The following is a 14,081-nucleotide window of genomic DNA, read 5'->3' as shown; positions in this document are numbered from 1 at the left end:
GAGACCGTTTATTCCGCGTCGCGGCACCGGGCCCGCGTCACGCTTGACTCCACCCCCGCTTGTCGTTGACGTCCTTCCATGCCTGCCGCAAATAGGCGCGGTGCACGGAGGCCCGCTCAAATGTCGTTCCGAAAGCTCCTGATCGCCAATCGCGGCGAGATCGCCATCCGCATCGCGCGGGCCGCGGCGGATGCCGGCATTGCGACGGTGGCGATCTTTCCTGCCGACGATGCGCTGTCGCTGCACGTCCGCGTCGTCGACGAGGCCGTTGAGGTTCCCGGCCGCGGGGCGCGTGCCTATCTCGACATCGAAAGCGTGGTGAAGGCTGCGAAGGGCGCCGGCTGCGACGCCGTGCACCCCGGCTATGGCTTCCTCAGCGAGAACGCCGACTTCGCCAAGGCTTGCGCCGCCGAGGGCATCGCCTTCGTGGGACCGAAGGTGATCGCGCTCGAGCTGTTTGGCGACAAGGTCGCCGCGCGGCAGCTTGCAAAACGCTGCGGCGTGCCGATTATCGCCGGCACCAGCGGGCCGTCCTCGCTTGGCGAGATTCAGGCGTTCTTCGACTCGCTCGGCAAGTCCGCCGCGATCGTGATCAAGGCGATGGCCGGCGGCGGCGGCCGCGGCATGCGTATCGTGGAGAAGGCTGCGGATCTGGCGGAGGCCTATGCGCGCTGCCAGTCGGAGGCGAAAGCGGCCTTCGGCTTTGACGGCGTCTATGCCGAGCGCCTGATCCGCAAGGCGCGCCACATCGAGGTGCAGATCATCGGGGACCATCATGGCGCGATCAGCCATCTCTGGGAGCGCGAATGCACCGTTCAGCGCCGGCACCAGAAGTTGATCGAGGTGGCGCCCAGTCCCTCGCTCAGCGACGGCTTGCGCGGCCGCATCATCGAGGCGGCAAAGCAGCTCGCCACGCACGCGGGCTACGACAATCTCGGCACCTTCGAGTTCCTGGTCGATGGCGCCACTGAAGACAGCTTCGCCTTCATCGAGGCCAATCCGCGGCTTCAGGTCGAGCACACAGTGACGGAGGAGGTGCTGGGCGTCGATCTCGTCCGCGCGCAGCTTGCGGTCGCCTCCGGCGCCTCGCTCGCTTCGCTGGGCCTCGACCAGGCTTCGATCCCGACGCCGCGCGGCCACGCCATGCAGCTCCGTATCAACATGGAGACGCTGGACGAGACTGGTGCGACGCACCCGACCGGCGGCGTGCTTGCGGTGTTCGAACCGCCCTCGGGCCCTGGCGTGCGCGTCGATAGCTTTGGCTATGCCGGCTACAAAACCAGCGCCGCCTTCGACTCACTGCTTGCCAAGGTCATCGTCCATACGTTGGGTGAGGCTTGGCACGACGTGGTCGCGAAAGCCTCGCGGAGCTTGCGCGAATTCCGCATCGATGGCGTCGTGACCAACATCCCCTTCCTCCAGGCGGTGCTCGCTCATCCCGACTTCAGGACCAATCGTATCGCGACCGACTTCATAGATCGCAATGTCGCAAAGCTCGTAGAGGCGGCCGACGGCGCGGCGCGGCCGCTGTTCTTTGCACCGACTGACAAGTCCGGCGATCACGCGGCGCAAACCCACGTGGCGCAGGAGGTGCCGGAGGGAACGGTGATGGTCGCGGCGCCCTTGCAGGGCACCGTCGTGACGATCCAGGTCAAAGAGGGCGAGATCGTGCGGCCCGGCCAGCAGCTCGCGGTGATCGAATCCATGAAGATGGAGCACCTGGTAATGGCCGAGCAGGGTGGCCGGGTCATGAGGCTCGTGGCCGGCGACGGCGTCACGCTGCTGCATGGCGAGCCGATCCTCTATCTCGAGCCGCTCGACGTCGCGGCCGACAGCGCTGCCAAGGAAGCCGAGATCGATCTCGATCACATCCGCCCCGATCTCGCCGAGATGTTGTCGCGCCAGGCCAACACGCGCGACGAAAATCGCCTGGCGTCCGTCGAGCGCCGCCGCAACACCAATCAGCGCACCGCGCGCGAAAACGTTGTGCAGCTCGTCGACGACGGCTCTTTCATGGAATATGGCAGCCTCGCCATCGCCGCGCAGCGTCGCCGCCGCAAGCTCGACGATCTCATCAAGAACACGCCGGCGGACGGCCTGATCACCGGCGTCGCAACCGTAAATGCGGACAAGTTCGGCCCCGATGATGCGCGCTGCATGGTGGTCGCCTACGACTACACCGTGCTTGCGGGCACGCAGGGCCACATGAACCACAAGAAGATCGACCGCATGCTGACGCTCGCCGAACAATGGCGCATGCCACTGGTGTTTTACGCCGAAGGTGGCGGTGGGCGGCCCGGCGACACCGATCGTCTCGGCATGACCGGCCTCGATGGTCCTTCCTTTTTGCAATTCGCAAGGCTTTCCGGCCTCGTGCCTGTCGTGGGCGTTGTCTCAGGCTATTGTTTTGCGGGCAATGCGGCGATGCTTGGCTGCTGCGACGTCATCATCGCCACCAAGAATGCCTCGATCGGCATGGGCGGGCCGGCCATGATCGAAGGCGGTGGTCTTGGCGTCTATCATCCCGCCGAGGTTGGCCCGGTCTCGTTCCAGTCCCCGAACGGCGTCATCGACATCCTCGTCGAGGACGAGGAGGAAGCAACGCGCGTTGCGCAGAAATATCTGTCCTATTTCCAGGGCGCGGTGAGCGGGTGGCAGGCGGCCGATCAGCGCCTCCTGCGCCGCGCGATCCCCGAGAACCGGCTGCGCGTTTACGACATCCGAAGCGTGATCGATCTCATCGCCGACAAGGGCTCCGTTCTCGAACTCCGCCGCGACTACGGCGTCGGCATGGTCACCGCCTTCATCCGCATCGAAGGCAGGCCGTTCGGCCTGATCGCCAACAATCCCCGCCATCTCGGCGGCGCGATCGATGCGGATGCCGGCGACAAGGCGGCGCGCTTCCTCCAGCTCTGCGACGCCTTTGACATCCCGATCGTCTCGCTCTGCGATACGCCCGGCTTCATGGTCGGCCCGGAGGCCGAGAAGACCGCGATCGTGCGCCACGTCTCGCGCATGTTCGTCACCGGCGCGAGCCTCTCCGTCCCGCTGTTCGGCATCGTGTTGCGCAAGGGCTATGGTCTGGGCGCACAGTCGATGATCGGCGGCGGCTTCCATGCCTCCTTCTTTACCGCGGCTTGGCCGACCGGGGAATTCGGCGGCATGGGTCTCGAAGGTTATGTGCGGCTCGGCTTCCGCAAGGAGATGGAGGCGATCGTCGACCCGGTCGAGCGCGAAACCTATTATCGCAACAAGGTCGCCGAGCTCTACGCCAACGGCAAGGCGGTCTCGATTGCCTCGGTGTTCGAGATCGACAACGTCATCGATCCCGCTGAGACGCGGCGGTGGATCATGGCGGGCCTGCGCTCCGTGCCGAAGCCGCCCGAGCGCACGACCAAGAAGCGCCCCTGCATCGACGCGTGGTGAGCAGGCGCAGCAACGGCAGCGTGCCGGTTCCCGATTGACATTCTCGCCTCAGCGACGGTCATGTCGGGACCGGACGATCGAATCAGAGGACGTGGTTTGTCATGACGGAAGCTGCCTATGTTGCGGTTGATTGGGGCACGACGAGCTTCAGGCTCTGGCTGATCGACCGTGACGGCCAGGTTCTGGCCGAGCGCCGCAGCGGCGAGGGCATGATGGCGGCGGCGAAGACTGGCTTTGCCACCGTGCTGCAATCGCATCTGGATGCGGTGGGGGCGGGAAGCGAGCTGCCTGTGCTGATCTGCGGCATGGCCGGCGCCCGCCAGGGCTGGGTTGAAGCCGGCTATGTCGATACCCCGGCTCCGCTCGCCGCGATCCTCGCGCGCGCGGTTCCGGTCGCCGGACAGTCGCGCGACATCCGCATTCTGCCGGGAATTGCGCAGCGTGACGCCGGCGCGCCGGACGTGATGCGGGGCGAGGAGACCCAGTTGCTCGGCGCGCTTGGTCTTGAGGCCGCCGGCGAGGCGCTGGTCTGCATGCCCGGGACGCATTCGAAATGGGTGAGCGTCAGCGGTGGAACGGTCGCACGTTTTGCCACCTTCATGACGGGCGAGCTGTTCAGCGTCGTCTCGCGCGAGACGATCCTCTCGCATGCGGTTACTGGAGCCGATGATGCTGAAGACCGCGAGGCGTTCAGGTCAGCGGTTGCGGCTGGGTTCAAGACCCCGGCATCGGCAGCCAACCTTCTGTTCCAGGTGCGGTCGCGGCAGCTCCTGTTCGGCGGCACGCCGGCCGCGGCGCGCGAAACCATCTCGGGCACCCTGATCGGAATCGAGCTCGCGGCGGGGCTCGCCCACGGCCGGCCGCAGAGCGGTATCAGACTGGTTGCATCAGGGCGGCTTCAGATGCTGTATCGGCTGGCGTTTGAAACACTTGCGGTGGCGGTTGAGCCAATCGATGCCGACGAGGCAGTGCGCAGCGGCCTTGCGATGGCGGCGCGCGCCATCTGGACGAGATAGAAGGATTTTTTGCATGAACGTGCCATTTCCGACGATGAAGCGTCCGCTGGTCGCAATCCTGCGCGGCGTGAAGCCCGACGAGGCCGACGGCATCGTCGGCGTGCTGATCGAAGCCGGCATGACTGCGATCGAGATTCCCTTGAATTCACCCGACCCGTTCCGCTCGATCGAGATTGCGGTCAAGCGTGCGCCCACTGGCGTGCTGGTCGGCGCCGGTACTGTGCTTACTACCGCCGATGTCGACCGGCTGAATGAGGCCGGCGGCAAGCTGCTGGTGGCCCCGAATGTCGACACGCAGGTGATTGCGCGTGCGCATGAGCACGGCATGGTGACCATGCCCGGCGTGTTCTCGCCGACTGAAGCGTTGCTGGCCGCACGCGCCGGCGCATCGAGCCTGAAATTCTTTCCAGCCAGCGTGCTCGGCGCCGCGGGCATTGCCGCGATCCGCGCCGTGTTGCCGGAAAGCGCAATGATCGCTGCTGTCGGTGGGGTCTCCGAGCAGAATTTTGCCGAATATGTCAAAAGCGGCGTGCGCGCCTTCGGCCTCGGCAGCAGCCTCTACAAGCCGGGCATGACCGCGGCCGATGTCGCCGCGCGCGCCAAGGCGACAATTGCGGCCTACGATCTCGCAATTCAGGACGCGTGAGAGCGGAGCGTCAGCTTCGTCTTGCCGAGGGCCACACCAGCCGCTCATGGCGGCGCGCAAAGCGCTGCCAGTGCAGCACCGCGCCGACCAACAGCGCAGGTACGAAGCCGAGGATGATCAGGAAGTTTGGCAGCGGCTTCGGCGAGATGAACTCGATGGCGATGTCCGAGATCAGCCATAGCGCGGCGAATAGCACGGCAAAGTCGGTTCGCGGAAAACGCAGGTAATAGAAGATCGCGGTGATGATCACCGCGGGTCCGATTGCAACGCCGATCATGACCGCGGTCAGCTCTTTCGGCGTCAGCGCGTCCAGCACCATCGACGCCAACAGCCATATGGCGGCGAACATGGCGATGATGTCGATCGGATGCCGCACTGCGGTTCCTCTGGTGGAAGCCGCGTTATCGTTGTGGCGCTTGCGCCGGCCGTCAAGCCCCCAATGCGCCTATTCTTCCTCGCTTCCAGGCGTCGGCCGCAGCATGAAATGACCGAAGGCGGACGCGATCGGCTTGTCCGGGTCGTCCTGCCATGCCCTTGCCTCGAACGCGACGATGCGCCGGCCCTGCTTGACGATCGAGACGTTGGCAAAGCTGTCGAGCGCGCGGCCGGAGCGCAAATAGTTGATCGTGAGTCCGATCGGCTTGGGCGGCCTGGAGATGCCGAGCTCGCGTGTCACGCCGACGATTGCCGTGGTCTCCAGGAATGCGCCGGTCATGCCGCCATGGATCGCGGGCAGGATCGGGTTGCCGATGATCTTTGGCGAGAACGGCATCATCAGCGTGCCGTCATCCTGGAAGCGGATGCCGAGGCAGCGCGCGAAGGGGCTATTGGCGAAGGGACCGGCCGGATCCTCCGGTGCGTCCAGCGTCGGGATGCTGCGCTGGTCCGTCGCGCGCTCGGCCAGCATGTTGGTGCGGTTGGCGCCGATCATGAAGCAGGCGGTCGCGGTTGCAACAGGGTCGTCCTCCGACTCTTGGTAGGCCGTCGCGCGCACGAAGGCGATCGAGCGCGTTGTGCGATAGCAGATCGAATGCGCTCGGATGTCGAGGCCGGGCGTGGCCGGCTTCTGATAGTCGATGCGCAGATCCAGCGTCGCGATCGCGTGCGTGCCGTCGAGCGCGAGTTGCACCGCCATGCCGCAGCACTCGTCCAGCATCGCTGTGACCACGCCGCCATGCAGCACGCCGGTTTCGGTATCGCCGACGAAGACTGGGCGGTACGGCAGGCTCGACCAGGCTTCACCAGGTGCTGCGCGGTCGAGCCTGAGCCCGCTGATATAGCCATAATCGGAGCGGCGTCCCCTAATGGCCTCGGCGAGCACGTCGAACGGAAGAGTCGTGTTTTGCGATCTGGACATGACCATATTTTAGACCGTTGTCGCGGCTCGCGCAAAAATCTCCTGCTTCATTCGGGGCTCGACAGGCGAGGACGAAGCAACGATGCTGCGGGATCATCTGTTTTGAGAACGACGAGGAACCCCATGGCAGACCCCGACGCGCCGGCGACCAGTTCAGGGGGCGTGACGATTTCGACAGGAAGCGCCGAGCGGGCGCCGTTCATCTATTTCGACGGCGTGTCCTGCTTCGGCCATCACAACGGCGCGATCCAGATCGAGCTCGCCGCGAACCTTTTGATGCCGGTGGGTCCGGGCGTCCGGGTCGACGTGATCCAGACCGGACACATCCGCTGCAGTCCTGCCGCCGCCATCGCCCTGCGCGAAGCGCTCGACAAGGCGCTCGCCATGATGCAGCAGGGCCAGCAGCAGCCGATGGAGACGATTCCGGCCATGAAGAATTGATCGCTTCGTAGGGTGGGTTAGTTCTACTGCGTCAAAGACCCTCATGGTGAGGAGCGCGGAGCGCGTCTCGAACCATGAAGGCCCGGATCTCACCCGCGGCCATCCTTCGAGACGCGCGTTCCGCGCTCCTCAGGACGAGGAAAGAGTGCTTGTGACGCAGTAGAACTAATCCACCCTACGCAGGTCAAGCAGTCGCGCGCTCATCCCTTCGTCACGTGCACCTTCGGCTTCTTGCCGGCATTCCACTTGCCGTCGATGGCGCGCTCGATCTGCGCGGCGAGTTGAAGCAGCAGGCCGTCATTGGCCTGCTTGGCGATGGCCTGGATGCCGAGCGGCAGGCCGTGCTCGTTCTCGGCGAGTGGCAGCGAGATCGCCGGCATGCCGCAGAGGTTCGCCAGCGGCGTGAAGGCAAAATTGCGCCAGAGATTGCCGAACCAGTCCAGCACATCCGGATTGTCGGAGATCGTGAGATACTCCTTGGTGCCGACCTTCGGCGTCGGAAGCCCGGTGATCGGCGTCAGGATGACGTCCCACTGCTCGAAGAAGCCGCCGAAGCCGCGCGATGTCGTGTTGAACACCGCCTGCATTTTTGCCCGCTCGGCAAAGCTCGTGTGCCGGCCCGCCTCCCAGATCCGGATGTTCATCGGCTCGATCAGATCCTCCGGCGGCCGCTCCAGCCCGCGCGCGGCGAGCATGTTGGAGATCACGACGGCGAAGTTGGAGATGTAGCAGGTCGTCTGCGCGTCGAAAGCGGCGCGAAAATCGAGCTCGGGCAGGGCAAAGTCGACGTGATGGCCGAGGCCTTCGAGGAAGCGGCCGACTTTCTGCAGTTCGGCTGCGATGTGCGGCGTCGCGCGATAATCGCCCCATTGATGCGACAGCGCGATGCGGAGCTTGCCCGGATCGCGCTTGATCATATCGGTATAGGGCTGCGCCGTGGTCCAGAACGGCATGAACTCGCCGGGCGCAGGTCCCCGGGCATGATCGACGAAGGCCGCGGTGTCGCGCACGCTGCGCGACTGGCAGCCCTGGATCGAAACGAGGCCGGTGAGATCGGACATGTGCGGCGCGAGCGAGAACACGCCGCGTGACACCTTCAGCCCGATATTGCCGTTGACCCCTGCAGGAATGCGGATCGAGCCACCGCCGTCGGTCGCATGCGCAATCGGCACGATGCCGGCGGCGACCGATGCGGCGCTGCCTGCCGACGAGCCGCAGGTGGTGTAGTCGGTGTTCCAGGGGTTGCGCGTGACATAGACGGCCGGGTTGTCGGCGGAGCTGCATACCCCGAACTCCGGCGTCGTGGTGCGTCCGATCAGGTTCAATCCGGCCTGGCGGAATTTCGAGGTCAGGAAGGTGTCGGCGCCTGCGCGATTGCCGCGCATCAGCAGCGAGCCCATTTCCTGCAAGCGGCCTTTCATGGTGGGCCCGAGATCCTTCATCAGGAAGGGCAGGCCGGCGAACGGGCCGGTGAGGTTGGCGCCGTCCTTGGCGGGATCCGCGATCACGTCGTCGAACAGCTCGACCACGCCGGACAGCGCGGTATCGACCTTCGCCACCGCGGCCGCGGCCTGGCGCGCCAATTCGGCAGGCGTGAGGTCGCCTTTCTTGACGCATGCGGCCAGCGCTACGCCATCGTGTTGCGCCCATTCATTCCAGCTCATCGGCAAGGTCATCGCGATTCAATCCTCTCGTTCGGCGGCGAACATAGTTTCGCGAGAGGGTGTGTCAATCGACAGGACCCGCATGGCTGCGCCGCCGAATCCGGAGATTTTGCGGCGGTCCTGGCGGCACGCGCGCGTGACTAAATCCTGAGATTGAAGACCCTCGACGAGTCGCGCCGTAAGCGTTGACGACCGGGCAAATCGGGTGGCCCGGATTTCGCTTCGCTCCGTCCGGGCTACAAGTGCTCCGCGGCGCAAATGGCTTGGTTTGTAGAGCTTCGGAATCTCGATAGTCTGGAGTGTCGGCGCCCACGCTCGCAATGAAGGGCGCGCCAGCCGCGGCAACCAGCCGAATGTGGCGAGATCGCATCAGCGCAACAAAAAAATCCCTTGTCGACTGTTCGGTGTCGTACCTTGATGAATCAAGTCGGGATGGTCCATAAGCGGCGTCCCGCGGGCCGTCGGTTCGGTTCGCGTCGCGTGCTTTGATTAGAGGAAACTGGCGTGGCAAACATCAACCAGAAGATTGCGCAGGAGCTCGGGGCCCGGGAGGAGCAGGTTCAGGCGGCGGTGGAGCTGCTCGACGGTGGCGCCACGGTTCCCTTCATCGCTCGCTACCGCAAGGAAGCCACCGGTGCGCTCGACGACGCGCAGCTCCGCACGCTGGAAGAGCGCCTTGTCTACCTGCGCGAGCTCGAAGACCGCCGCAAGGCGATCCTCGAATCGATCCGCGAGCAGGGCAAGCTCGACGCGACGCTGGAGGCCACCATCATGGGCGCCGACAGCAAGGCGCGCCTGGAGGACATCTACCTGCCGTTCAAGCCCAAGCGCCGCACCAAGGCGGAGATTGCCAAGGAGGCCGGCCTCGAGCCACTCGCCGACCAGTTGATGGCGGAGCCCACCAACGATCCGAAGCTGGTGGCGGAAACGTTCGTCAACGCGGAGAAGGGCGTCGCGGATGCTGCTGCCGCGCTCGATGGCGCCCGCGCCATCCTGGTCGAGCGCTTCGACGAGGACGCCGATTTGATCGGGAGCTTGCGCGAGGAGATGTGGACCAATGCGCGGATGGCCTCCAAGGTGCGCGACGGCAAGAAGACCGAGGGCGAGAAATTCGCCGACTACTTTGAGTTCTCCGAGCCACTGACAAAACTCCCGTCGCATCGCATCCTCGCGATGTTCCGCGGCGAGAAGGAGGAGATCCTCGATCTCCAGATCCAGGCCGAGGCCGAAGTGCCGCCGGCGGGCGTGCCGAGCGCCTATGAATTGAGGATCATGAAACGGTTCGGCATTGCCGACCTCAAGCGCGCGGGCGACCGCTGGCTGATCGACACAGTACGCTGGGCCTGGCGTACCAAGATCCAGGTGCATCTGAATATCGATCTGCGCATGCGGCTGTGGAACGCGGCCGAGACCGAGGCCGTGCGCGTGTTCGCCTCCAATCTGCGCGATCTCCTGCTGGCCGCGCCCGCCGGCACTCGCGTCACCATGGGACTGGATCCCGGCTACCGCACCGGCGTCAAGGTCGCGGTAATCGATGCGACCGGCAAGGTGGTCGACACCACCGCAATCTATCCGCACGAGCCGCAGCGGCAGTGGAACGAGTCGCTTGCGACCCTCGGCCGGCTCGCGCTGAAGCATCGCGTCGAGCTGATTGCCATCGGCAACGGCACCGCCTCGCGCGAGACCGACAAGCTCGCGACCGAGCTCGTCAAGGGCCTGGCCGAGCTGAAGATGACCAAGATCGTGGTGTCGGAAGCCGGCGCGTCGGTCTATTCGGCCTCGGCCTTCGCCTCGCAGGAATTGCCAGGCCTGGACGTTACCTTGCGCGGTGCGGTCTCGATCGCCCGGCGCCTCCAGGATCCGCTCGCTGAGCTCGTCAAGATCGAGCCCAAGGCGATCGGCGTCGGCCAGTACCAGCACGATCTGGGCCAGGCCAAGCTCGCCAAGTCGCTCGATGCCGTGGTCGAGGACTGCGTGAACGCCGTCGGTGTCGACGTCAACACCGCCTCCGCGCCGCTGCTCGCGCGCGTGTCGGGCGTCGGTGCGGGCCTTGCCACAAGCATCGTGCAGCATCGCGACGCCAACGGTCCGTTCAAGTCGCGCAAGGCGCTCAAGGACGTGCCACGGCTGGGACCCAAGGCGTTCGAGCAATGCGCGGGCTTCCTGCGCATCCTCGGCGGCGAGGATCCGCTCGATGCTTCCGGCGTGCATCCGGAAGCCTATCCAGTGGTACGCAGAATCCTCGGCGCCACCAAGAGCGACATCAAGGCGCTGATCGGCAACAGCGACGTTGTCCGTACACTGAAGCCGAAGGACTATGTCGACGAAACCTTCGGTCTGCCGACCGTCACCGACATCCTGCGCGAACTTGAAAAACCCGGCCGCGACCCGCGTCCGGCGTTCAAGGCGGCGGTGTTCAAGGAAGGCGTCGAGGAGATCAAGGACCTCAAGAAGGGCATGATCCTCGAGGGCACGGTCACCAACGTCGCCGCCTTCGGCGCCTTCGTCGATATCGGCGTGCACCAGGACGGCCTCGTGCACATCTCGGCAATGTCCAAGAATTTCATCAAGGATCCGCGCGAGGTGGTGAAGCCGGGCGACATCGTCAAGGTGAAGGTGCTGGACGTCGAGGTCGCCCGCAAGCGCATCTCGCTGACGCTGCGCCTCGACGACGAAGTCGGAGCCACGAAGGACGCGCCCGGCATGCAGCGCGACAATTCGCGCAACTCCGGCCGCATGACCTCCTCGGCGCCGCGCAAGCAGGAATCCTCCGGCGGCGGCGCGCTCGCCGAAGCGCTGCGTCGCGCCGCTGAAAAGAGTGGCCGCGGCAAACCGGCGTAAGGCGAGCCGCGCAAATTAACTTCTGCGTTAGAATCTGGCGCATTTGTAAGTTGAAGGAGCCCGTCTATTCTCATCTCCTGAGCCTCCTCGGGCGGCGAGGCATGTCGCCGCACTGCAAGGAGGTTTTCCGATGAACAACAGGCTTCTCACAGGCCTCGTCGCAGCGGCAGTCGCCGCGACGCTGGCGGTTGCGTCGCCCGTCCTCGCACAACGCGGTGGCGGCGGCGGGCATGGCGGCGGCTTCGGCGGCGGTGGCGGCCATATGGGTGGTGGCGGCATGGGCGGCGGTGGCTTTCGTGGTGGTGGCATGGGCGGCGGTATGGGCGGCGCTCATTTTGGCGGCATGGGCGGCGCGCGCTTCGCTGGCGCGAGTTTTGGTGGCGCGCGCTTTGCCGGCGCACCGATTGCAGGCCGTGCGGCCTTCGCATCGCGCTTTGCAGGCAACCCAATGGCCGCCCGCGCTGCCTTCGTCGGGCCGCGCTTCGCCGGTGCCGGCTGGCACGGCAGGCCCTTCATCGGCCGCCACGCCTTCTTCTTCCGGCACCATCGTCGCTTCGCCTTCTTCGGCGCGCCTTTCGTCTATGCTGGCTTTTACGGTGGCTGCTGGCGGCAGAGCTGGACGCCCTGGGGCTGGCAGTGGGTCAATGTGTGCGGGGACGATTGGTACTAGCATCGCGTAACCGCACCGTTGTCGCGATCGCCGCCGGGCAGTTCCGCCCTGCCCCGGAACGGGATAGTCTGGTGGCGATCGTCGCAAGAAGTTGAGCCACGGGTTGAGCCATGAGCGGAGGTCACCGCCGCATTCTCGTCGTCGAGGACGACCTGGAGACCGCAGGCCAGCTCGCAGAAGAGCTGACGACCAGCGGCTACGAGGTCGATCTCGCCGCGACCGGCCGCGAGGCGATCAGCCGCGGCAGCGAGCGCGACTATGCCGTGATCACCATCGATCGCATGCTGCCCGACATCGACGGCATCACGGTGATGCGCCAGCTGCGCGATGACGGTATCGCGTCGCCTTTCCTGATCATCTCCGCGCTCGGCGAGGTCGACGACCGCGTGCGGGGCCTGCGCGCCGGCGGTGACGACTATCTCGTCAAGCCGTTCTCCTTCGTCGAGTTGCTCGCGCGCCTCGAAGCGCTCGGCCGCCGCAGCGAGACGATCGCCAAGGAGACGATCTTGCGCGTCGGCGATCTCGCGGTTGACCTGATCTCCCGCAGCGCCAGCCGCCGCGGCAAGAAGATCCCATTGCTGCCACGTGAATTCCAGCTGCTCGAATATCTCGTCCGCAACGAGGGGCGCGTCGTCTCCCGCGCGATGCTGCTCCAGCACGTCTGGGACCTGCATTTCGATCCCTCCACAAACATCATCGACGTCTATGTCGGCCGTGTCCGCCGCAAGGTCGACGACAGCCAGGCCTATCCGCTGATCCACACCATCCGCGGCATCGGATATTGCCTCCGTGCTCCTCGCTAACACGCTCAAATCATCGACGTTCCGCCTGGCGCTGATCGCGATCGCGGTCTTCGGCCTGATCGTCGCGGCGATCATCGCCTATGTCTACTATGGGACGCTCGCCTATGTGCAGAGCCGGGTCGGCGATGTCGGCGATCACGACGGCTTCACCGGAATGATCGAGCTTGCCATGATCGCGGTCGCCCTGCTGCTGCTGGTGCTCGCCGCGGTCGCCGCGGTACTGGTGACGCGGCGTACGGTCGGCCGCATCGAGCAGATCAACGCCACCAGCCGCGCCATCATGCTCTCGGGCCTTGACCAGCGCATTCCCTTGCGCGGCAGCCACGACGAATGGGACAGCGTCGCTGAAAACCTCAACCAGATGCTCGACCGCATCGAGACCCTGATGGGCGAGGTCAAGCAGGTCAGCGACAACGTCGCGCACGATCTGCGCACGCCGCTGACGCGCATGCGCGGCCGGCTGGAAAAGGCCTATCATGCCCCGCGCAACAGCGAAGCCGACGCTGCGCTGATCGGCGATACCATCGCCGACCTCGATGCCGTGCTCGGAATGTTCGCCTCCATCACGCGGATATCCGAGATCGAGACCCGCGCGCGCAAGGGCGCGTTCCGCGAGCTGAACCTCGTGGAGATCGCCGGCGAAGTCGTCGAGCTCTACGATGCCGCCGCCGAGCAGGTGGCAACCCGTCTCAATTTGACGGGCGACCGCGAGGTCAGGGTCACCGGCGACCGCGACCTGCTGTTCGACGCCATCGCCAACCTCGTCGACAATGCGATCAAGCATGGCCGCGCGAACGGGCAGGTGACCGTGATCTGCAAGTCCAGCGACGGTGGCGCGCTGATCTCGATCGAGGACGACGGGCCCGGCATCCCGAAAGATCAGCGGGACCACGTATTCAAGCGCTTTTACAGACTCGAGCAGAGTCGCTACACGCCAGGCAACGGCCTAGGCTTGAGCCTCGTCGCCGCGATCGTGCGGCTGCACGGTGCTGAGATCGTACTCCATGACAACGCGCCGGGGCTGACGATCCAGGTCCGTTTTCCGTCGTCCGCACTGTAGGCGTACAAATTTGCTGGAGCATGATCAGGAAAAGTGTGGAGCGGATGACGATTCATCCTAATCTCATGGCGTTTTAGTCCTACTGTGTCATAAAATCATCCGCACGGTACGTCTTTGGATGAGAGCAGTACAGCACGGACATCGTCGCAGGCGACTG

11 protein-coding genes are annotated in these 14,081 nt (G+C 65.2%); 8 read left to right on the top strand and 3 right to left on the bottom strand.

Annotated elements, in window-relative coordinates; genetic code table 11:
- The first annotated feature begins 120 nt into the window (after positions 1 to 120).
- The 3 genes from SO180_RS30000 to SO180_RS29990 all read left to right on the top strand — a co-directional run bounded on the left by SO180_RS30000 (position 121) and on the right by SO180_RS29990 (position 5,088).
- Positions 121 to 3,426 (top strand): acetyl-CoA carboxylase family protein, encoded by a 3,306-nt coding sequence (locus SO180_RS30000; protein WP_449382436.1) that lies wholly within the window; start codon positions 121 to 123, stop codon positions 3,424 to 3,426.
- 101 nt (positions 3,427 to 3,527) lie between these two features.
- Positions 3,528 to 4,442 (top strand): 2-dehydro-3-deoxygalactonokinase, encoded by a 915-nt coding sequence (locus SO180_RS29995; RefSeq protein ID WP_449382435.1) that lies wholly within the window; start codon positions 3,528 to 3,530, stop codon positions 4,440 to 4,442.
- A gap of 13 nt (positions 4,443 to 4,455) precedes the next feature.
- Entirely contained in the window at positions 4,456 to 5,088 is a 633-nt protein-coding gene (locus SO180_RS29990; protein ID WP_449382434.1) for a 2-dehydro-3-deoxy-6-phosphogalactonate aldolase, read from the top strand.
- 10 nt (positions 5,089 to 5,098) lie between these two features.
- On the opposite strand, the gene SO180_RS29985 is transcribed toward SO180_RS29990, so the two are convergent.
- The gene (locus tag SO180_RS29985) at positions 5,099 to 5,464 is read right to left on the bottom strand and encodes a hypothetical protein (RefSeq protein ID WP_449382433.1); all 366 of its coding nucleotides are present in this window, start codon (positions 5,462 to 5,464) and stop codon (positions 5,099 to 5,101) included.
- A gap of 69 nt (positions 5,465 to 5,533) precedes the next feature.
- Positions 5,534 to 6,445, bottom strand: a complete 912-nt coding sequence (locus SO180_RS29980) for a PaaI family thioesterase (protein WP_449382432.1) — start codon at positions 6,443 to 6,445, stop codon at positions 5,534 to 5,536.
- Positions 6,446 to 6,568: 123 nt separating this feature from the next.
- Here SO180_RS29980 and SO180_RS29975 point away from each other — a divergent pair, with 123 nt between their 5' ends.
- Complete coding sequence (locus SO180_RS29975; RefSeq protein ID WP_449382431.1) at positions 6,569 to 6,886, top strand: hypothetical protein; 318 nt, start codon at positions 6,569 to 6,571, stop codon at positions 6,884 to 6,886.
- A 200-nt stretch (positions 6,887 to 7,086) separates the two neighbouring features.
- Here SO180_RS29975 and SO180_RS29970 read toward each other — a convergent pair whose 3' ends face one another.
- The gene (locus SO180_RS29970) at positions 7,087 to 8,562 is read right to left on the bottom strand and encodes an amidase (protein WP_449382430.1); all 1,476 of its coding nucleotides are present in this window, start codon (positions 8,560 to 8,562) and stop codon (positions 7,087 to 7,089) included.
- Positions 8,563 to 9,054: 492 nt separating this feature from the next.
- Between SO180_RS29970 and SO180_RS29965 the strand changes: the two genes are divergently transcribed.
- The 4 genes from SO180_RS29965 to SO180_RS29950 all read left to right on the top strand — a co-directional run bounded on the left by SO180_RS29965 (position 9,055) and on the right by SO180_RS29950 (position 13,924).
- Positions 9,055 to 11,391 carry a Tex family protein gene (locus SO180_RS29965; RefSeq protein WP_449382429.1) on the top strand — a complete coding sequence of 779 codons (2,337 nt, stop codon included), beginning with the start codon at positions 9,055 to 9,057 and terminating at the stop codon, positions 11,389 to 11,391.
- 130 nt (positions 11,392 to 11,521) lie between these two features.
- Positions 11,522 to 12,061, top strand: coding sequence for a hypothetical protein (locus SO180_RS29960; RefSeq protein WP_449382428.1), 540 nt, complete (start codon positions 11,522 to 11,524; stop codon positions 12,059 to 12,061).
- A gap of 110 nt (positions 12,062 to 12,171) precedes the next feature.
- The gene (locus SO180_RS29955; protein ID WP_449382427.1) at positions 12,172 to 12,864 is read left to right on the top strand and encodes a response regulator transcription factor; all 693 of its coding nucleotides are present in this window, start codon (positions 12,172 to 12,174) and stop codon (positions 12,862 to 12,864) included.
- A complete protein-coding gene (locus tag SO180_RS29950; RefSeq protein ID WP_449382426.1) occupies positions 12,851 to 13,924 on the top strand; it encodes a sensor histidine kinase in 1,074 nt (357 codons plus the stop codon). Before SO180_RS29955 ends, SO180_RS29950 begins: the two co-directional genes overlap by 14 nt.
- Positions 13,925 to 14,081: the final 157 nt, after the last annotated feature.

The sequence above is a fragment of the Bradyrhizobium sp. UFLA05-112 genome (assembly GCF_053572325.1).
Note: the sequence above shows the minus strand (reverse complement) of the source record. Positions and strands in the feature narration are given on the sequence as shown.